Source organism: Azoarcus sp. TTM-91, assembly GCF_012911025.1.
Taxonomy (GTDB): Bacteria; Pseudomonadota; Gammaproteobacteria; order Burkholderiales; family Rhodocyclaceae; genus Azoarcus.
Window position 1 is genome coordinate 24,827 of record NZ_WUEI01000019.1, and the last position, 17,837, is coordinate 42,663.

Genomic DNA, 17,837 nt, shown 5'->3' on the forward strand with positions numbered 1-17,837 from the left:
AAGCCGGGCCCGCCGGCCTGGCGCCTCCCTTTCTTCCCTCCCCTATCGAGGACAGAGCATGAGCACCTATCACAACGACAACATCTTCCAGTCCCTCAAGGACGTGAAGTTCAACCAGACCATTTCCCACCAGTGCGGCGTGACCATGAACGACAGCGTGGAAGCGCGCGCCATCGCCGAGCTGATGGCGACCAAGCCCGGCCTCAAGGTCACCTACCTGCCGGCCATGATCCGCATCGACGGCGAGGGCAAGATCGAATTCAGCATGCCGGAGATCAGCGAGGCGCTCGGCCGGGAGATGACGCCGCACATGTTCGAGATCTTCACCTCCACCCACTACGGCCGGATGGTGATGCTGGACGACGACACCGTGGTGCTGTTCGGCGACATGGACGCCGCGCTGGCCTACGAGTAAGCGCCGCGGCACCCCGCGCCCGCCCTGGCGCGCGGGGCTGCCCGCCGATAACGCACCGGATAACGCAGCCAGCAAGGCCGCGACCGAGGAGGAGAGAGACATGCCCAACATCATGCTGCATGACGACGAGGCCCGCGCCGCCCTGGCGCGCGGCGTCGCCAAGATGGCCCGCGCGGTGCGCGGCACCCTGGGGCCGCGCGGAATGAACGCCATCATCGACCGCCCCATAGGCACGCCCATCATCTCGCGCGACGGCGTCAGCATCGCCGCCGAGATCGAGCTGGAAGACCCCTTCGAGAACATCGGCGCCCAGGTGCTGCGCGAAGTTTCGCGCCAGACCAACGAGGTCGCCGGCGACGGCACCACCACCGCCACCGTGCTGGCCGACGCCCTGGTGCAGGACGGCCTCGCCTGTGTGCAGGCCGGCGCCCGCCCGGTGGAACTGGTGAAGGGGCTGGAGCTGGCGGTGGAGGAAACCATGGCGGTGCTCAAGGCCATGGCGATCCCGGCGCGCGGCCGCGACGACGTGTTCGCTGTGGCGGTGGTGGCCGCCAACGAGGAGAGCACCGGCGCGCTGGTGGCCGAGGCGCTGGAGCGGGTGGGCCAGGACGGCATCGTGGACGTGGAGTACGGCACCACGGTGGAGACCACGCTGGAAGTGCTGGACGGCATGGCCTTCGACCGCGGCTACCTCTCCCATCACATGGTCACCGACGTCGAGAAGATGCAGGTGGTGCTGGACGAGCCCTACATCCTGATGACCGACCAGCGCCTGCAGAGCCAGGAAGAAGTGGCGCTGCTGCAGCGCCTGCTCGCCGGCAGCAAGCGGCCGCTGCTCATCATCGCCGAGGAAGTGGCGCCGGCCTGCGTGGTCAGCCTCATGGCCTGGCGCGAGAAGAGCGGCGTGCCGGTGGCCGCCATCCACCCGCCGGAGTACGGCCATTGGCGCAAGTCCATGCTGGAGGACATCGCCATCGTCACCGGCGGCAAGGTGGTGGCGCGCGACCTCGGCGGCATGCTGAGCGACGTCACCCTGGCCGACCTCGGCAGCGCGCGGCAGGTACGCATTTCCGCCAACCAGACGGTGGTGTCCGGCGGCGGCGGCAGCCACGAGGCCATCGCCGCCCGGCGCAAGCAGGTGCAGCGCCAGTACGAGCTGGCACCGCAGAACATAGAGCGCGACAAGTTCCAGGACCGCCTCGCCAAGCTCACCGGCGGCACCGCCCTCATCCTCGCCGGCGGCGCCACCCCGGTGGAGCAGAAGCGCCGGGTGCTGCTGATCGAGGACGCCATCCACGCCGCCCGCGCCGCCATCGCCGAAGGCATCGTGCCCGGCGGCGGCATCACCCTGCTGCAGGCGGCTGGCCAGTTGGAAGAACTGGCGGCGCGCACCAGCGGCGGCGTGCAGCAAGGGGTGAAGCTGCTGCAGCGCGCGCTGTCGCGGCCGCTGTACCACATCGCCGCCAACGCCGGCCTGGATGGCCGGCAGGTGGTGGACCAGGCGATGCGCGCCCAGCCCGGCCACGGCCTGGACGTGCGCAGTGGCGACTTCGTCGACCTGGTGGCGGCCGGGGTGATAGACCCGGTGCGGGTGAGCTACACCGCGGTGCGTAACGCCGCCTCGGTGGCCGGCCTCATCCTCACCACCCAGACCCTGGTGGCGAAGAAGCCGGAGGTGGTGGACCCGACGGCCGGCCCGGCCACCGGAGGCGGTGCCGAGCACTACGGACGCGACTGAGCCGGCAAGCGCCCTTCGCGTTTCGTTCCCCGGGGAGAACCGAGAGGTTCCCCCCGGGGTCTTTCGTGCAAGCTTCCGGGAGGCCGCCATGATGAAGCCGACTACCGACCACCGCCTCGGCACGACCCTGTGTCCCGCCCTCGCCTGTCCACGCAGCCCGCTCCGCCGCACGCAGCGGGCGCTGGGCCTGCTGATTTCCGCCGCCGGCCTGCTCGTCTGGCTGTCCGGCAGCCTGTCCGGCTGAGCGCCGTCATCCCCTGCGCAGGGCGGGTTTCACTACGCAATGCGGATTAGGCCGGCTGACATACCGGCGGGGCGAAGGAGTATATGATCCGATGGCCGGCGCAGGCCGGCGAGATGCACGTCAGATGCATTGAGCAAAACAAGAAGGGGCGGACCAGGCCGACACCAGATCGACCGTAGTCCGCCCGCTCCAAAGGAGTGAGACATGCGGGAGCTTTCCTATCGAAAGTCCGGCGCCCGGTTTCCGGCGGAGGTCGGCCAGGCCGGCCTGCTGGCCGAGCGTACAGGGGGCGCGATCGACCGCGCCACCTACGACGCCTGGGAGCGCTTCGTCACCGGCGAACCGGTGGCCCCCAGCACCGTCGAGGAGCCGGTGCTGGATTCCTGGCGGCGCAGCCGTGCCGCTGGCGTCGACCCCATAGGGCGGGCGGCGCCGGTGGCCGCCGACGGCGACGACATGGAGCGCCTGCGCAGCCGCAACCGCGAGCTGATGGCCGCCGCTTCCAACCTTTTTGCCCACACCGGCGAGCTGATGGTGGGCTCGCGCTCCATCGTGCTGCTCACCAGCCCCGACGGCGTGGTGCTGGACGCCGCCGGCGACACTGTCACCCTGGACGCGGCCCGCGACATTCACCTGATGACTGGCGGCAACTGGCGCGAGGAAGTGGTCGGCACCAACGGCATAGGCACCGCGCTGGCCACCGGCCGGCCGGCGCAGATCCACGGCGCCCAGCACTTCTGCGAAGGCATCAAGGGCTGGACCTGTACCGCCGCGCCCATCCTGGAGCCGGGCACGCAGGAGATCCTCGGCGTGCTCGACATCTCCGGTCCGCCGCAGACCTACCAGCGCAACAACCTGCTGCTGGCGGTATCGCTGGCCCGCCAGATCGAGATGGTGCTGTCGCAGAGCGCGCTGGGCGAACGCTTGCGCCTGCTCGAACAATGCATGGGCCGGCTGTCGCTGGCCGACGCCGCCGGCATGGTGGCGATAGACCGCCGCGGCCGGCTGATCCATGCCACCGGCCGGGTGCCGCTGGCGGTGGGCGTGGGCGAGCGCCTGCCCGGCCTGCGGCCGCATGCGGACATCGAGGAATGGGCGCGCAACCTGCCCGAGGGCCTGCGGCCGGAGTGGCTGCATCCTGTGGTGGCCGGCGGCCGCACCGTGGGCGCGATGGTGCTGGTGCCGGCGCCCGGCGCCGGCCGCGGCGGGCGGGCCACGCCGGTGACGCGGCTGGCGGAGCAGAGCTCCGAGGCCGACCCGCGGCGCTCCTGTTTCGACAACATCCTCGGCCGCAGCCCGGCGATGCGGGAGGCCACCGAGCTTGGCCGCCGCCTCGCCAGCAAACGGGTGCCGGTGCTGGTGGAGGGCGAGACTGGCGTCGGCAAGGAGCTGTTCGCCCGCGCGCTGCACGGCGGCGAGCACCTGGGCGGGCCCTTCATCACCTACAACTGCGGTGCCGCCTCCAAGGAACTGATCGCCGCCGATCTGTTCGGCCATGTGCGCGGCGCTTTCACCGGCGCCACCAGCGAGGGCCGCCCCGGCCGCTTCGAGCTCGCCCACGGCGGCACGCTGTGCCTGGACGAGATCGGCGAGATGCCGCTGGAGCTGCAGCCGGTGCTGCTGCGGGCGCTGGAGGAGGGCATCGTCTACCGCCTGGGCGATACCCAGCCGCGGCGGGTGGATGTGCGCCTGATCGCGATGACCAACCGCAATCTGCGCGACGAGGTGGCGGCCGGCCACTTCCGCCGCGACCTCTACTACCGCATCGGCGTCACCCGCCTGCGCATCCCGCCGCTGCGCGATCGCCACGGCGACATGGCGCTGCTCGCCAACCATTTCTGCGACCAGCTGGCCGAGCGCCACGGCGTGCTGCGGCGCCAGCTCGGCGCCGACGTGCTGGAGGCGCTGGAGGCCTACGACTGGCCGGGCAACGTGCGCGAGCTGCGCAACGTGGTCGAATCCCTGCTGCTGATGTCCTCGGCGCCGCAGGTGGGCGTGGCCGAGCTGCCGGAGGAAATCCTGAGCGCGTTGCCGCAGCGGGCGGCGGCGCCCATCGCCGGCCTGATGCCGGAATGCCCCAGCCTGGAGGCGGCGGAGCGCTGCGCCATCCAGCGGGCGGTGAACAACTTCCAGGGCAACCTCGCCCAGGCGGCCCGCCAGCTCGGCATCTCGCGCAGCACCCTGTACCGCAAGGTGGAGCGCTACGAGCTGGAGGATTTCGTGCGCGCGGCGGGCGGCAGCATGGAGGCGGAAGGGCCGTTGCCGCCGGAGTGAGGCCAGCGGGCTGTGCTGGCTGTTTGTCACCGGCCGCAGGGGTTGCTCCGGCGGCCGTTTTCATTTCCGGCCGGGCAGCGGTGGATGGGGCGTGAGGGGCGCGCGGACGGCCTGGGGATGGGGCTCGAGGGGAGTCGCGCCGGGGCTGTCCCAATATCAGTCGCGCCGCGCGGCGCGCTCCGGCGGCGGCGTCCGATCTTGGGACGGCGCTCGCGGCAGGCTTCCCGGAGGTGTCGTGTCTCGATCCATTAAGTATATTTAATTCAATGGCTTGATGCGTATTTCCCTATGCCGGCCAGCTTTGGCACAGGCGTTGCAATAAGGCTGGCTGCAAGCGCCGTGGCGCGCCGGGACAGTCTCTCCTCCTTGCTGCGCATCCGCCGCGTCCGGTGCTTGCTCCCACACCCACAGAGGGAGACGCCCATGCCAAAGCCAAAATTCATCCACGCCATGATCCGGGTGCTGGACCTGGACAGATCACTGGCCTTCTACCGCGATGCCTTCGGGTTGGAAGAGAGCTACCGCCTCGACTTCCCCGACTTCGCTCTGGCCTATCTGCGCAACGCCGAGAACGACTTCGAGCTGGAGCTCACGCTCAACAAGGGCCGCAGCGAGGCCTACACCCACGGCAGCGGCTACGGCCACCTCGCCGTCTGTGTGGACGATCTCGAAGCCGAGCACCGCCGCATGAGCGGGCTGGGCATCGCGCCCACCGACATCAAGCGCTTCGCCGACGGCGACAGCCTGATCGCCCGCTTCTTCTTCGTGCAGGACCCCGACGGCTACAAGGTCGAGGTGCTGGAGCGCCACGGCCACTACCAGTGAATGCCGCGCGGGCCGGCCACAACTGCCCGCATCCATACCAATAAAGGAGAGAGACATCATGTCCGAACACCCCGTATCCCTGGGCGCCCTCGCGCAGCCGCGGGTGAGCCGGCGCGCCTTCCTCAAGGGCAGCGGCCTGCTCGTCGGCACCCTGTGGGCCAGCTCCAGCGTGCTGTTGGCGCTGGCGCCCAGCCCGTCGTGGGCGCTGGAGTTGAAGAGCCTGGACCAGGCCAGCGCCACCGCGCTGCTGCAGTTCTGTCGCCGCATCTTCCCCCACGACAAGCTGGACGACGCCGTCTATGCGCTGGTGGTGAAGGAGCTGGACGAGGCGGCGGCCAAGAGCGCCGAGACGCGCACCCTGCTGACCGAGGGCGTCGCCGGCCTGAACCGCGCGGCCGGCGGCAACTGGGCCGCGGCGCTGGTGGAGAAGAAGGACGCCGTCACCGCCAGCCTTGCCGGCACGCCCTTCTTCCGCAAGGTGCAGGGCACCGCGGTGGTGGCGCTCTACAACAACGAACTGGCCTTCGCCCACTTTGGCTACGAAGGCAATGCCTTCCAGCACGGCGGCGGTTACCTGATGCGCGGCTTCAACGACCTGAAGTGGCTGCCCAACCCGACCGTTCAGGCCAGCCCGGCCGCTTTCGGCGTCTGACCCCGCGGAGATCAAGCAAATGACGAGCTACAAGCACGACGACAACTCGGTGGTGGTCATCATCGGCTCTGGTGCCGGCGGTGGCACCCTGGCCAACGAGCTGTGCCAGCAAGGCGTGAAGGTGGTGCTGCTGGAGGCCGGCAAGCGCCAGTCCATCGGCACCTTCATCAACGACGAATGGGCCGCCTTCAGCCAGCTGACCTGGAACGACAAGCGCACCACCTCCGGCTCCTGGCGGGTGGCGCGCGACTTCCCCAACCTGCCGGCCTGGATCTGCAAGACGGTGGGCGGCACCACCACCCACTGGGCCGGCGCCTCGCTGCGCTTCCAGGAGCATGAGTTCCGCGCCCGCAGCGTGTATGGCGGCCTGGCCGGCGCCAACCTGCTCGACTGGCCGCTGACCCTGCAGGAGCTGGAGCCCTACTACGCCCGCGCCGAAGACAAGATGGGCGTCACCCGCACCAACGACATCCCCGGCCTGCCGGGCAACAACAACTTCAAGGTGTTCTACAACGGCGCCACCAAGATCGGCTACGGCGCCACCACCGGCCGCATGGCCATCAACAGCCAGCCGCGCGCCAACCGGGCGTCCTGCCAGCAGTTCGGCTTCTGCTTCCAGGGCTGCAAGACCGGCGCCAAGTGGTCCACCCTCTACACCGAGATCCCGGCGGCGGAGGAAACCGGCAGGCTGGAACTGCGCGAGGGCTGCCATGTGGCGCGCATCGAGCACGATGCCGCCGGCAAGGCCACCGGCGTGGTCTATTTCGACGCCAACGGCAAGGAGCAGCGGCAGAAGGCCAGGGTGGTGTGCGTGGCTGGCAACGCGATCGAGACGCCGCGCCTGCTGCTGATGTCGGCCTCCGCCAAGTTCCCGGACGGCCTCGCCAACTCCTCCGGCCAGGTCGGGCGCAACTACATGCGCCACACCACCGGCTCGGTGTACGCCACCTTCGAGCAGCCGGTCCACATGTATCGCGGCACCACCATGGCCGGCATCGTGCAGGACGAAGCCCACCTCGACACCAAGCGTGGCTTCGTCGGCGGCTACGAGCTGGAAACGCTGTCGCTGGGCCTGCCCTTCATGGCCGCCTTCCTCGACCCGGGCGGCTGGGGCAAGGGTTTCGCCGAGGCGATGGACAACTACGTCAACATGGCCGGGCTGTGGATCGTCGGCGAAGACATGCCGCAGGAGTCGAACCGCATCACCCTGCACGCCACCGAGAAGGATCAGTGGGGGCTGCCGGTGCCGGACGTGCATTACGACGACCACCCGAACGACATCGCCATGCGCAAGCACGCCTACCGCCAGTCCACCGCGCTGTACGAGGCGGTGGGGGCGAAGAAGGTGTACGAGGTGCCGCCCTATCCTTCCACCCACAACCTGGGCACCTGCCGGATGAGCGCACGCCCGCGCGACGGCGTGGTGAACAAATGGGGCCAGACGCACGACGTGCCCAACCTCTTCATCTCGGATGGCAGCCAGTACACCACCGGCGCGACGGAGAACCCGACGCTCACCATCGTCACCCTGGCGATCCGCCAGGCGGAGTACATCGCCAGGCAGATGAAGTCGCGTTCGCTGTGATCGCAGCCGGCGGGCCGTCCCGGCCCGCCGGCGAGGCCAAACGCGCATCGGATTCCCGATCGAAGAACAGGGGGCCTCCCTCCTTGGCGCCGGCGTCGTCCGGCGCTCTTTTTTGTGGCGGCCGATCGTGCGCAGGGAGGGAAAAGGGCGCAGCAAAAGAAAAGGCCAGATCCGGAGATCTGGCCTTGGTATTCGGTGGTGGGGGCACAAGGATTCGAACCTTGGACCTACTGATTAAGAGTCAGCTGCTCTACCAACTGAGCTATACCCCCGATGCCTTTTCAGGCTGCCGCCGGCGGTTTTTCTGAGTGCCGATCAGCAAGAGGCGCGCATAATAGCGCGCCCTTTTTAGTCGCGCAAGTCAAAGCGAAAGAATTCTTCCGGCGCGGCGCCGGCCGCCGACGCCGGCCATGCCACCCAGACCGCGCCCGCCGTGGGCGTGGCAGATGGCGCAGGCGAGGGCATCGGCCGCGTCCGGGCTGGGGCTGCCCTCCAGCTCCAGCAGGCGTTGCACCATGTGTTGCACCTGCTCCTTGGCCGCCTTGCCGTAGCCCACCACCGCCTGCTTCACCTGCAGGGCAGTGTATTCCGCCACCGGCAGGTCGCAGGACACCGCGCCGCAGATCACCGCGCCGCGGGCCTGGCCCAGCAGCAAGGTGGACTGGGGATTGACGTTGACGAAGACCTTTTCCACCGCGACCGTGTCCGGCGTGTAGGTCTGCACCACCTCGCGCACGCCGTCGAGCAGGATCTTGAGCCGGCCGGGCAACTCGCCCTCGCCGGTCTTGATGCAGCCGCTGGCGACGTAGCGCAGCTGGCTGCCGAGCACGTCGATGAGGCCGAAGCCGGTGATGCGCAGCCCCGGGTCCAGACCGAGGATGCGGGTGGCGACGATGCTGCCGGCGCTGCTCACCGGCGGCGGCTTCCTGCGGAGCGGGCGGCCAGGCTCAAGCCGTCACCACCGCGGTGCCGCTGACGCACACCATCAGCATGCCGTTGTCGCTGCCCAGCACCTCGTAGTCGATGTCGATGCCGACGATGGCATTGGCGCCCAGCCGCTGCGCCTGCTCCTCCATCTCTTCCATCGCCACCTTGCGGGCATCGGCCAGCGAGCGCTCGTAGGCACCGGCGCGGCCGCCGACCACGTTGCGGATGGAGGCGAACATGTCCTTGAGGATGTTGGCGCCGATGATGGCCTCGCCAGTGACGACGCCGAGGTACTGGCGGATCGGCTGGCCTTCCAGCGTGGGCGTGGTGGAGAGTTGCATGGCGGCGTGCTCCTTCGCGGTCGGGAAGGCCGATTCTAGCCCTTGCGCGCCAGCCACACGCCGGCCACCGCCACCGCCATGCCGAGCAGGGCTAGCGGCGTCAGCGTCTCGCCGAAGGCGGCCCAGGCGATCAGCGCGGTGGTGGGCGGCGTGAGGTAGAACAGGCTGGCGACGTTCACCGCGCTGCCGCTGCGGATCAGCAGGTTGAGCAGGCTGATGGCGCCTACCGACAGCACCATCACCAGCCACAGCAGTGCGAAGACGAATTCGCCGCTCCAGTGGATCTCCAGCGTTTCCGTCCGCGCGGCCAGCAGCAGGGTGAGGATCAGCGTCGGCAGGAACTGCACCACCGAACCGGTGCGCAGGTCGAAGCGCGGGCAGAAACGCTTCTGGTACAGCGTGCCGGCGGTGATGCCGGCCAGCGCCGCCAGCGCCGGCGCCAGCATGTGCGGCAGGTCTTCGCCCTGGCCATCGCCCAGCGCGGCCTTGCTGCCGACCACCAGCACGACGCCGGCCAGCCCCAGCAGCAGCCCCAGCCACTGCGCACGGGAAACGCGCTCGCCCAGCAACAGGCCGGCGCCCAGCGCGGTGAGCAGCGGCTGCATGCCGACCACCAGCGCGGTGATGCCCGCCGGCAGGCCGTGGCTGATGGCGACGAACACGCCGCCGAGGTACACCGCCTGCATCAGCACGCCGGTGAGGCCGATGTGGAACCACTCCCGCGGCGTGCGTGGCCAGGGGGCGCGCATGGCCAGAGCCACCGCGGTCATCAGCAGCACCACCAGCACGTAGCGCGCGCTGAGGAAGGTCAGCGGCCCGGCGTAGGGCAGGCCGTACTTGGCGCCGATGAAGCCGGTGCTCCACAGCACCACGAACAGCGGCGGTGTGGCGCGGCGGGCGAGGTCGGGGAAGGGCATGGGCGTCCCTGCTTGTTGTTATGGGGGAGCGTCAAAGAAAAAGCGGCGCTGGGCGCCGCTTCGTCTTCCTGGCCGGGCGAGAGGAGCTTACTCGCCGATCACCGCGGAGGTATAGACCTCCTGCACGTCATCCAGGGATTCCAGCGCGTCCAGCAACTTCTGCATGCGCGCGGCGTCGTCGCCGGTCAGCTCGGTCTCGTTCTGCGCTTTCATCGTCACTTCGCCGAACTCGGCGGTGAAGCCGCCCTTCTCCAGCGTTTCCTTGATGGTGGTGAATTCCCACGGCCCGGTGATGACTTCGAGGGAGCCGTCGTCATTGGCGATCACGTCTTCGGCGCCGGCTTCCAGCGCGGCTTCCATCAGCGCGTCCTCGTTGGTGCCGGGGGCGAACAGCAGCACGCCGCAGTGCTTGAACTGGAAGGCGACGCAGCCGTCGGTGCCCATGTTGCCGCCGTACTTGGAGAAGGCGTGGCGCACGTCGGCCACCGTACGGGTCTTGTTGTCGGTGAGGCAATCCACCATCACTGCGGCGCCGGCGATGCCGTAGCCCTCGTAGCGCGCTTCCTCGTAGCTCACGCCTTCCAGCTGGCCGGTGCCGCGCTTGATGGCGTTCTCGATGTTGTCCTTGGGCATGGACTCGGCGCGCGCCTTGTCGATGGCCAGGCGCAGGCGCGGGTTCGCGTTCGGGTCTCCGCCGCCCATCTTCGCGGCGACGGTGACTTCCTTGATCAGCTTGGTGAAGACCTTGCCCCGCTTGGCGTCCTGACGCCCTTTGCGGTGCTGGATGTTGGCCCATTTGGAATGACCAGCCATATACCCCTCGATGCAGCCGTAAGCGATTGAAAATCGCGCCATTATACAGGTGGGGCGGGTGTCTGCCCCGGGCGCCTCTGGTAGATTCCGCCATCATTGTGGCGACCGGGAGAGCGAGATGAGGCGATGGATGCGGGCCCTGGCGGCCGGTCTGCTGGCGATGCTGATGGCGGCCGGCGTGCAGGCGCAGGAGGAGGAAACCCTGTACGGCGGCTGCACCGATGCCCGCGGCGGCAAGGTGATGACGCTGCGCACGCCCGGCCTGCAGGCGGTGGTGGCATTGAGCGTGGAGGGCGGCCAGGCGGTGATCCGCTACGACGACCAGGCCCTGCCACGGCTGTTGCCGGAGAGCCGGCTGTTCTTGTTCGCACGGACCTGCGCCCGCCTCAATCTCGGTTTCCCCGCCCGGGGCGAGCTGGACGAGACCCAGGCCCGCCGCGCCGACTGCGCCGGCCTGGCGATGCTCAGGCGCGCCGGCCAGCTGGGCAGCGTGACGCCGGCTGCCCTGGAGGCGGACCTGCGCCTGTCCGACCCCGAATCCGCCTGGCTGCCCGGCCCGCGCCGCGCCATCACCTTCGCCGGCTGCGCCGACCCCCAGCCCCGCGGCAACCTGGCGGTGCGGGACGAAGGCGAGCGGCCGGGCTGGAATGCCTGCATCCGCGCCTGCGCCGCGCCGCTGTACCAATGCCAGTCGCGCTGCGCCGCCGGTGCCTGCGGCGAGTGCGAAAGCCGCTACCAGGCCTGCAGCCGTGGCTGCGAGGCGCAACGCTAGGCCGCCGCTCCCCGCGGGCGGCGCCAGGCGCGCTGCTAAACTCATTCCACTCCATCCTCGCTCTGCGCGTGCCCAAATGACCGAACCCATGCTGATCGCCAAGAATGCGGACAAGGAACTCTTCCTGCTGCCGCGCCTTGCCAACCGCCACGGCCTCATCACCGGCGCCACCGGTACCGGCAAGACGGTCACGCTGCAGAAGATGGCGGAATCCTTCGCCGCCATCGGCGTGCCGGTGTTCCTGGCGGACGTCAAGGGCGACCTCTCCGGCATCGGCGCCGCCGGCGTCGCCAGCCCCAAGCTGCTGGAGCGCCTGGCCGCCATCGACATCCATGAATTCCAGCCGCGCGCCAACACCGCGGTGTTCTGGGACGTGTTCGGCGCCGGCGGCCACCCGGTGCGCGCCACCATCTCCGACATGGGGCCGCTGCTCCTCGCACGCCTGCTGAACCTGAACGACACCCAGGCCGGCGTGCTGCAGCTGGTGTTCAAGATCGCCGACGACGATGGCCTGCTGCTGCTGGATCTGAAGGACCTGCGCGCCATGGTCCAGTACGTGGGCGAGAACGCCAAACGCTACACCACCGAGTACGGCAATATCTCCGCCGCCTCCATCGGCGCCATCCAGCGCAACCTGCTGGCGCTGGAGGAGCAGGGCGGCGACGTGTTCTTCGGCGAGCCGATGCTCGACATCAACGACCTGATGCAGACCGACGCCGACGGCCGCGGCGTCATCAACGTACTGGCGGCGGAAAAGCTCTACCACTCGCCCAAGCTCTACTCCACCTTCCTGCTGTGGTTGCTGTCCGAGCTGTTCGAGCACCTGCCGGAGGTGGGTGACGTGGACAAGCCCAAGCTGGTGTTCTTCTTCGACGAGGCCCATCTGCTGTTCGCCGACGCGCCCAAGGCGCTGGTGGAGAAGGTGGAGCAGGTGGTGCGGCTGATCCGCTCCAAGGGTGTGGGCGTCTATTTCGTCACCCAGAATCCTCTGGACGTGCCGGAAACCGTGCTGGGCCAGCTCGGCAACCGGGTGCAGCACGCGCTGCGCGCCTTTACCCCGCGTGACCAGAAAGCGGTGAAGACCGCCGCCGACACCATGCGCGCCAACCCCGCCTTCGATGCGGCGGCGGCGATCACCGAGCTGGGCGTGGGCGAGGCGCTGATTTCCTTCCTCGACGAGAAAGGCCGGCCGGAGATGGTGGAGCGGGCGGCGGTGATCGCGCCGGCCTCCCGCCTGGGGCCGCTGACGCCGGAGGAGCGCAAGGCGGCGATCAGCACCTCGGTGCTCTACGGCCACTACGAGGCGATGGTGGATCGGGAGTCCGCCTACGAGCGCCTGCGGGCTGCCGCCCAGGCGTCGGCGGAGGCGGCGCCGGCCGGTGGCAGCGCCGGCGCATCGGCCGAGGGCAATATGGTGAACGACATCCTGTTCGGCTCCACCGGCCCGCGCGGCGGCCGCCGCGACGGCCTGGTGCAGATCGCCGCCAAGACGGTCACCCGCAGCATAGGCAGCACGCTGGGCCGCCAGATCGTGCGCGGCCTGCTCGGTTCCCTGCTGGGCGGCAGCAAGCGGCGCTGAGCCATCGGCGGGGGCCGGCGGATGCGGCGGGCTCAGTCCGGCGGCAGGCCGACCACCGCGTCTGCGAAGCCGGGGCGTAGCTCCTTGCAGTCATCTCTGGCGTCCCAGGGCAGGAAAGTGCGGACCTGCCGGACGCCCAGGTCGACCAGCTGGCGGACGACGCCGTCGCCTCCCCGCAGGTGGCCGCTGCCGATCAGTGCCACCACCAGCGTGCCCGGGCGGGCATCCAGCGCACTACGTATGCCTTGGGCGAAGGCACGGTCCCACACCAATTGGGCTTCGACGAAACGGGCGGCGGCTTCCGCGTCCGGCTTGCTGCCGTGGCCGCCGGCATGGCTGGCATGGATGGACGCCAGCCAGTCGCGGTAAGCTGCGCTGGCCGGCGCCGGCGCGCTCAGTCCCTCGCGGGCGTCTTCCTCCACCTGGGTGAAACCCTCACGGGTGACGCGGCGTATCAGTTCGCGGTCCACGTTCAGCGCCTGCAGCGGCAGGCGGGTGTCGCGGGCGTAGCGCAGGATAGGCAGGTAGAGTCCGGCGTCCATGCGCCACACCTGGTTCCAGTTGCTGCGCTCCAGGAAGGCCGCTTCGTCCAGTTCGCCGGCCACCCAGGCCTCCAGCGCCGGCTGGGCGCGGCGGGGGAACATCTCCAATGCCAGCGTGAGGTCCGGCCGCCTCGCCCGCAGCGCCTTCAGCGTCTCCAATTGCCAGCGGTGGTGAGCGTGGCTGTCATGGCGTTCGCCGAGCAGCACCGCCTGGGCGACCGCTGCCGCGGCCAGTGCTTCGTCGCTGGCTATTGCGCCCTTACCGGGCACCAGCCAGGTCCCGGTCTGGACACAGGCGGCGGCTTCTTCGGCCGCTGCCGGGAAAGGCAGCAAGGCCAGCGCGAGTACGCCAGGCAGGCGGCTGAGCAGGGTGCGCCGGGAGAGGAAGTCGTTTGTCATGGTCGCGGCCTGCTGCGGTGGAAAACCATATTGGATGCAAGGACTTGGCTGCTGTTCCCCGTTGCCGGGGAGCGCTTTGTATCCATATTGACCATAACATGCCCCCCCTCTACCATCCTGCGCCATGGACGCCGAACTCACCCAGCTGGAAACCCAGGTCGAACAACTCATCGGCCTCTACGAAAGTCTCAAGGCGGAGAACCGCGAGCTGCGCGCGCGCGTGGGCCGGCTGGAGGCCGACAACCGCAGCCTTTCCGACAAGGTCAAGCTTGCCGCAGACAAGCTCGAAGCCATGCTGGAAAAATTGCCCGAAGCCTGAGGACCTGTAAATGGAATCGCTGGACATCATGCTGCTGGGCAAGGAGTACCGCGTCTCCTGCCGTCCCGAGAACCGCGAGGGACTGCTGGCCGCAGTGGCCTACCTGGATGACAAGCTCGTCGAACTTGCGGAAAAAACGCACTCTTCCGGCGAGAAGCTGGCAGTCATGACCGCGCTCAACATCGCCCATGAATTCCTCCAGCACCAGCGCGGCAACGGGTTTGACATGCCTGCCGCGAAGCGTAGAATCGAACTCATGAAAGCGCGCCTCGATGGGGTGCTCGGCCAGCAAGAAAAGCTCTTCTGAGGCCGGGCCCGGGGCGCCAGGATCAATCCCCTGCAGTGTTCGTCGAAGTCGTAGATTCCTTGAACCAATAGTCGAGAGACTCGGTTGCCTACCTGATATGCCGTTGGTGTGCACGCCCCTTGCCGGGTGAGCCTGATGCGGAAGGAAAGCGACCTCCCTGAACCCTAGGTTCAGGATGCCCGACGGAGACGGCACAGGCGGGGGGCCATACAAAGGCGCGGGAAACCGCGCTTTTTTCTTTCGCCGCAGAGGCGGAAAACAGAAGGGCGGCCGGCGCATTGCGCGGGTCGCCCTTTCTTTTGCGTCAGCTTGCCTGCAATCCGCGGATATCGGCGCTGCCTCCGGCTCGTGGATTGCGTTGGCCCATTCCTTCCTGTCGCAGCAGTCGCTCCGGCCTCCCTCCAGGCTTCCGCTTCGCCCGCAGCTTCAGGCGTCGGCGAGATGCAGGCCTGCCGGGGCGCAGCCTGCTCCGTCATATGCAAGCGCCACGTCCGCGGCGCGGACCTGGGGGCTGAGCAGGGACGCGAGCAGCATGCCGGCGGCGAGGCCGAGTGTGCGGATGAATCTCATCTGGTTTTGTCTCCGTCTGTTGTCGTTTGTTGTCATGGGCCGGGCTGCCGCATAGGCGCGGATCTTGTGTCCGTGCGACCCGGAGAGGACTTTGCGCCTGCTTCCGCATGGCGAGCCATTCGCGTTTGCCCGTATCGGGATCGGAGAGGAAGTCTGCAAGAGATGGACAGACGTGCGCTGGCGAAGTGGTGACAATGCGGCGAACCGGTGCCGGCGATGGGCTTCTTGCCGAGAGCACTTTCTATCGGGCTTCCCCTGCGAGGAGCTAGGCGATGACTTCGACCCGAGCGGGCGTGGGAGCCCGGATGGATGGCCTGCTGGCGGTGGCCCGCTGCCGCAGTATCGAGGCGCTGCAGGGCGAGTGCCTGGATTATCTGCGGAGCCAGTTGCAGGGCCCGGCGGCCGGCGTGCCGGCCGCCGGTTTCTACCTCTTCGGCTCGGAAGCCTCTGCGCCCATGTGCCGGGCCGCGGGAGTGGAGGACGGTTTTCTGCATGAGTACGAGGATGAGGTGCGTTGCGCCGATCCTGTGCTGCAGCGCCTGGTGGCGGAGCGACGCTGCTTGACCGGAAGGGGCGTCCTCGGCACGGACTGGCCGGCCAGCCGGGCCGGCGCCCACCTGCGGCGCTGGGGTTACGGCCACAACATCCAGGGACCGCTGGTGGTGGAGGGGCGGGTGGTCGGGACGCTGAACGTGGCGGCTGCGCGCGGCGCCGGGGCCTTCCGGCCGCAGCAGGTCCAGCGCCTGGACTGGCTGTGCGCCGCCGCTTCGGCGGCGCTGGCGGGCATCGTCGAGCGCGATGCGCTGCGCGACGCGCTTGCCCAGTGGCGGGCGGCGCTGGATGTGCTGCCGGTTCCCGTCGTGGTCAGCGATGCAAAGGGCCGGGCGACCCTGCTCAATCGCCCGGCGCTGGCCCGGGTGGCCCGCGACGGTGCCCTGCCGGGCGCCTTGTCCGCCTACCTCGAGGCTGCGGCCTGTGCCGGCGAGCGGCCAGCGACCGCGCTGCCGGTGGATGCTCCCACGCTGACGGTGCCGCTGGGCGACCTGGACGACCACTTCCTCAGCGCCTGGCTGCCGCAGGCCTCTGGGACGGCCTCCCTGGCGGAGCCGCTGCCGCCCCGCGCGGCCGCGGTGGCCCGCCTGCTCTGCGACGGCGCGTCCAACAAGGCGATTGCCCGCGCGCTCGGCATTTCCGAGCACACGGCCAAGGAGCATGTCGCCCATCTGTGCCGCCGTCTGGCGGCGCGCAATCGCACGGAGTTGGTCAGCAAGCTGCTCGCTGGCTGAGCCATCCCCCCGAATGGCGGGATTGTTCCTCTTCCGCTGCCTTCCTACATTGGGGCCGGACCGCCGATGGCGGTTTTCCTACCCCATCCACAGGAGAGCACGACGATGAGCGCAGCCCTGGCAGCAGTATCCAGCACCGAGACCAAGGACCCGGTCCAGCACTGTAGGTTGAACGACGGCGGGTTCATCACCCGGACCGAGCAGATTCCCTGGACCCGCCTGAACAAGCCGGGCCTGGAAGGCATCTGCTACAAGATCCTCAATTTCGATGAGAACCGCGGTTACATGGTGGTGCTGAACACCTTCGATCCCGGCTCCCGTTTCGTGCCTCACAAGCACCTGGGCGCGGTCGAGATCTTCATGCTGTCCGGCTCCTTCTTCTACGACAACGGCCAGGTGTTCGCCAACGACTTCATGCTGGAAGCCGGCGGCGTCACCCATGCGCCGGGTTCGGACGAGGGGGCGCTGATGCTGGCGATCTTCCACGGCCCGCTGCAGGTGCTGGACGGCGAAGGCAATGTACTGGTCACCGTCGGCATCGACGAGATGTACGAACTCGCCAAGGAGGCCGGCGCGGTTGCCCACCTGCCCAAGACCGAACACCGGGTGGCGCTCACCGCCGGTCGCTGATCCCGCTTTCGCGGCGCGGGCACGGCGGGCAAGCCGCGAGCCCGTCCTGCCGCCCGCCCCGGCCGGGTGGGGCGCCCCCTCGCCGGCCGGGCGCGTTAAGCTTCGCTCCCTTGGCGCGTTCGCGCCGTGAGCGCTGCCGTCATACCTTGCGGCCGCGGAGGGAGGAAGCGATGCGCTACTGGCTGATGAAGTCCGAACCGGACGATGTTTCCATCGACGATCTGGCCGCCCGGCCCGGCGGCACCGTGCCCTGGTACGGGGTGCGCAACTACCAGGCGCGCAACCTGATGCGGGATGCGATGACGGTGGGCGATCCGGTGTTCTTCTACCACTCCAGCTGTGCCGAGCCGGGCATTGCCGGCATCGCCCGGGTTGCCAGCACCGCCTACCCGGACGCCACCCAGTTCGACCCCGCCAGCCCCTACTACGACGCCAAGGCCACGCCGGAGACGCCGCGCTGGCTGAATGTGGATGTGCAGTTCGTGCGCAAGACCCGGCTGATCGGCCTGGCCGAGTTGCGTACCCATGCGGAACTGGCCAACATGCGCGTCCTTGCACGCGGCAACCGGCTGTCGATCACCGAGGTCGAGCCGGCCGAGTGGCGCTTCATCACCCGCGAGCTGATGGGCCTGCGGGAGGACTGAGCGGCGCGGCGGCTGCGGCTGCCAGGACCGATCGGCGGAAAAGAACCAGGGAGGAGAG

20 protein-coding genes, 1 tRNA gene and 1 other RNA gene are annotated in these 17,837 nt (G+C 69.0%); 15 read left to right on the forward strand and 7 right to left on the reverse strand.

Annotated elements, in window-relative coordinates; all coding sequences use genetic code 11:
• Positions 1-58 precede the first annotated feature (58 nt).
• The 7 genes from GRF61_RS07910 (at position 59) to GRF61_RS07940 (ending at position 7,733) form a co-directional block, all read left to right on the forward strand.
• Positions 59-415 carry an MmoB/DmpM family protein gene (locus GRF61_RS07910; RefSeq protein WP_169150129.1) on the forward strand — a complete coding sequence of 119 codons (357 nt, stop codon included), beginning with the start codon at positions 59-61 and terminating at the stop codon, positions 413-415.
• A gap of 100 nt (positions 416-515) precedes the next feature.
• The gene (locus GRF61_RS07915) at positions 516-2,153 is read left to right on the forward strand and encodes a molecular chaperone GroEL (RefSeq protein WP_169150130.1); all 1,638 of its coding nucleotides are present in this window, start codon (positions 516-518) and stop codon (positions 2,151-2,153) included.
• Between the two features lie 88 nt (positions 2,154-2,241).
• Positions 2,242-2,397 (forward strand): hypothetical protein, encoded by a 156-nt coding sequence (locus GRF61_RS07920; RefSeq protein ID WP_169150131.1) that lies wholly within the window; start codon positions 2,242-2,244, stop codon positions 2,395-2,397.
• 204 nt (positions 2,398-2,601) lie between these two features.
• A complete protein-coding gene (locus GRF61_RS07925; protein ID WP_169150132.1) occupies positions 2,602-4,671 on the forward strand; it encodes a sigma-54-dependent Fis family transcriptional regulator in 2,070 nt (689 codons plus the stop codon).
• A gap of 423 nt (positions 4,672-5,094) precedes the next feature.
• On the forward strand, positions 5,095-5,496 hold the full coding sequence (locus GRF61_RS07930; protein WP_169150133.1) for a VOC family protein: 402 nt from the start codon (positions 5,095-5,097) through the stop codon (positions 5,494-5,496).
• Positions 5,497-5,554: 58 nt separating this feature from the next.
• On the forward strand, positions 5,555-6,148 hold the full coding sequence (locus GRF61_RS07935) for a twin-arginine translocation signal domain-containing protein (RefSeq protein WP_169150134.1): 594 nt from the start codon (positions 5,555-5,557) through the stop codon (positions 6,146-6,148).
• Positions 6,149-6,167: 19 nt separating this feature from the next.
• Entirely contained in the window at positions 6,168-7,733 is a 1,566-nt protein-coding gene (locus GRF61_RS07940; protein WP_169150135.1) for a GMC family oxidoreductase, read from the forward strand.
• A gap of 196 nt (positions 7,734-7,929) precedes the next feature.
• Here GRF61_RS07940 and GRF61_RS07945 read toward each other — a convergent pair.
• The 5 genes from GRF61_RS07945 to GRF61_RS07965 form a co-directional block, all read right to left on the reverse strand.
• A tRNA-Lys gene (locus GRF61_RS07945) sits at positions 7,930-8,005 on the reverse strand.
• 89 nt (positions 8,006-8,094) lie between these two features.
• Entirely contained in the window at positions 8,095-8,646 is a 552-nt protein-coding gene (gene ruvC, locus GRF61_RS07950) for a crossover junction endodeoxyribonuclease RuvC (RefSeq protein ID WP_169150136.1), read from the reverse strand.
• A 34-nt stretch (positions 8,647-8,680) separates the two neighbouring features.
• A complete protein-coding gene (locus GRF61_RS07955) occupies positions 8,681-9,001 on the reverse strand; it encodes a heavy metal-binding domain-containing protein (protein WP_169150137.1) in 321 nt (106 codons plus the stop codon).
• A 35-nt stretch (positions 9,002-9,036) separates the two neighbouring features.
• Complete coding sequence (locus tag GRF61_RS07960; RefSeq protein WP_169150138.1) at positions 9,037-9,918, reverse strand: DMT family transporter; 882 nt, start codon at positions 9,916-9,918, stop codon at positions 9,037-9,039.
• Between the two features lie 87 nt (positions 9,919-10,005).
• Positions 10,006-10,731 (reverse strand): YebC/PmpR family DNA-binding transcriptional regulator, encoded by a 726-nt coding sequence (locus tag GRF61_RS07965; RefSeq protein WP_169150139.1) that lies wholly within the window; start codon positions 10,729-10,731, stop codon positions 10,006-10,008.
• A gap of 118 nt (positions 10,732-10,849) precedes the next feature.
• Between GRF61_RS07965 and GRF61_RS07970 the strand changes: the two genes are divergently transcribed.
• Together GRF61_RS07970 and GRF61_RS07975 are read left to right on the forward strand one after the other, a co-directional pair.
• On the forward strand, positions 10,850-11,503 hold the full coding sequence (locus GRF61_RS07970; RefSeq protein ID WP_169150140.1) for a hypothetical protein: 654 nt from the start codon (positions 10,850-10,852) through the stop codon (positions 11,501-11,503).
• A 76-nt stretch (positions 11,504-11,579) separates the two neighbouring features.
• Positions 11,580-13,082 carry a helicase HerA-like domain-containing protein gene (locus tag GRF61_RS07975; protein WP_169150141.1) on the forward strand — a complete coding sequence of 501 codons (1,503 nt, stop codon included), beginning with the start codon at positions 11,580-11,582 and terminating at the stop codon, positions 13,080-13,082.
• 32 nt (positions 13,083-13,114) lie between these two features.
• Here the strand turns inward: GRF61_RS07975 and GRF61_RS07980 are convergent, their stop codons facing one another.
• On the reverse strand, positions 13,115-14,023 hold the full coding sequence (locus GRF61_RS07980) for a ChaN family lipoprotein (protein ID WP_169150142.1): 909 nt from the start codon (positions 14,021-14,023) through the stop codon (positions 13,115-13,117).
• Positions 14,024-14,147: 124 nt separating this feature from the next.
• Here GRF61_RS07980 and GRF61_RS07985 point away from each other — a divergent pair, with 124 nt between their 5' ends.
• From GRF61_RS07985 to ssrS, 3 genes are all read left to right on the forward strand, one after another.
• Positions 14,148-14,342, forward strand: coding sequence for a hypothetical protein (locus tag GRF61_RS07985; RefSeq protein WP_169150143.1), 195 nt, complete (start codon positions 14,148-14,150; stop codon positions 14,340-14,342).
• A 10-nt stretch (positions 14,343-14,352) separates the two neighbouring features.
• Complete coding sequence (locus tag GRF61_RS07990; RefSeq protein ID WP_133590064.1) at positions 14,353-14,649, forward strand: cell division protein ZapA; 297 nt, start codon at positions 14,353-14,355, stop codon at positions 14,647-14,649.
• Between the two features lie 24 nt (positions 14,650-14,673).
• Positions 14,674-14,857: non-coding RNA, 6S RNA (gene ssrS / locus GRF61_RS07995), on the forward strand.
• A gap of 218 nt (positions 14,858-15,075) precedes the next feature.
• On the opposite strand, the gene GRF61_RS08000 is transcribed toward ssrS, so the two are convergent.
• Positions 15,076-15,219, reverse strand: coding sequence for a hypothetical protein (locus GRF61_RS08000; protein WP_169150144.1), 144 nt, complete (start codon positions 15,217-15,219; stop codon positions 15,076-15,078).
• A 272-nt stretch (positions 15,220-15,491) separates the two neighbouring features.
• On the opposite strand from GRF61_RS08000, the gene GRF61_RS08005 reads away from it, so the two are divergent.
• From GRF61_RS08005 to GRF61_RS08015, 3 genes are all read left to right on the forward strand, one after another.
• On the forward strand, positions 15,492-16,505 hold the full coding sequence (locus GRF61_RS08005; RefSeq protein WP_169150145.1) for a LuxR C-terminal-related transcriptional regulator: 1,014 nt from the start codon (positions 15,492-15,494) through the stop codon (positions 16,503-16,505).
• A 105-nt stretch (positions 16,506-16,610) separates the two neighbouring features.
• On the forward strand, positions 16,611-17,135 hold the full coding sequence (locus tag GRF61_RS08010) for a cupin domain-containing protein (RefSeq protein ID WP_169150146.1): 525 nt from the start codon (positions 16,611-16,613) through the stop codon (positions 17,133-17,135).
• A gap of 170 nt (positions 17,136-17,305) precedes the next feature.
• Positions 17,306-17,779, forward strand: a complete 474-nt coding sequence (locus GRF61_RS08015) for an EVE domain-containing protein (RefSeq protein WP_169150147.1) — start codon at positions 17,306-17,308, stop codon at positions 17,777-17,779.
• Positions 17,780-17,837 lie beyond the last annotated feature (58 nt).

Coding starts and splice junctions, on each gene's coding strand:
- GRF61_RS07965 (WP_169150139.1), bottom strand. CDS start 10,731: ATGGCTGGTCATTCCAAATGGGCCAACATCCAGCACCGCAAAGGGCGT.
- GRF61_RS07990 (WP_133590064.1), top strand. CDS start 14,353: ATGGAATCGCTGGACATCATGCTGCTGGGCAAGGAGTACCGCGTCTCC.
- GRF61_RS07925 (WP_169150132.1), top strand. CDS start 2,602: ATGCGGGAGCTTTCCTATCGAAAGTCCGGCGCCCGGTTTCCGGCGGAG.
- GRF61_RS07955 (WP_169150137.1), bottom strand. CDS start 9,001: ATGCAACTCTCCACCACGCCCACGCTGGAAGGCCAGCCGATCCGCCAG.
- GRF61_RS07920 (WP_169150131.1), top strand. CDS start 2,242: ATGATGAAGCCGACTACCGACCACCGCCTCGGCACGACCCTGTGTCCC.
- GRF61_RS07940 (WP_169150135.1), top strand. CDS start 6,168: ATGACGAGCTACAAGCACGACGACAACTCGGTGGTGGTCATCATCGGC.
- GRF61_RS07960 (WP_169150138.1), bottom strand. CDS start 9,918: ATGCCCTTCCCCGACCTCGCCCGCCGCGCCACACCGCCGCTGTTCGTG.
- GRF61_RS07970 (WP_169150140.1), top strand. CDS start 10,850: ATGAGGCGATGGATGCGGGCCCTGGCGGCCGGTCTGCTGGCGATGCTG.
- GRF61_RS07910 (WP_169150129.1), top strand. CDS start 59: ATGAGCACCTATCACAACGACAACATCTTCCAGTCCCTCAAGGACGTG.
- GRF61_RS07985 (WP_169150143.1), top strand. CDS start 14,148: ATGGACGCCGAACTCACCCAGCTGGAAACCCAGGTCGAACAACTCATC.
- GRF61_RS08015 (WP_169150147.1), top strand. CDS start 17,306: ATGCGCTACTGGCTGATGAAGTCCGAACCGGACGATGTTTCCATCGAC.
- GRF61_RS07975 (WP_169150141.1), top strand. CDS start 11,580: ATGACCGAACCCATGCTGATCGCCAAGAATGCGGACAAGGAACTCTTC.
- GRF61_RS07915 (WP_169150130.1), top strand. CDS start 516: ATGCCCAACATCATGCTGCATGACGACGAGGCCCGCGCCGCCCTGGCG.
- GRF61_RS07935 (WP_169150134.1), top strand. CDS start 5,555: ATGTCCGAACACCCCGTATCCCTGGGCGCCCTCGCGCAGCCGCGGGTG.
- GRF61_RS08005 (WP_169150145.1), top strand. CDS start 15,492: ATGACTTCGACCCGAGCGGGCGTGGGAGCCCGGATGGATGGCCTGCTG.
- GRF61_RS08010 (WP_169150146.1), top strand. CDS start 16,611: ATGAGCGCAGCCCTGGCAGCAGTATCCAGCACCGAGACCAAGGACCCG.
- GRF61_RS08000 (WP_169150144.1), bottom strand. CDS start 15,219: ATGAGATTCATCCGCACACTCGGCCTCGCCGCCGGCATGCTGCTCGCG.
- GRF61_RS07930 (WP_169150133.1), top strand. CDS start 5,095: ATGCCAAAGCCAAAATTCATCCACGCCATGATCCGGGTGCTGGACCTG.
- GRF61_RS07980 (WP_169150142.1), bottom strand. CDS start 14,023: ATGACAAACGACTTCCTCTCCCGGCGCACCCTGCTCAGCCGCCTGCCT.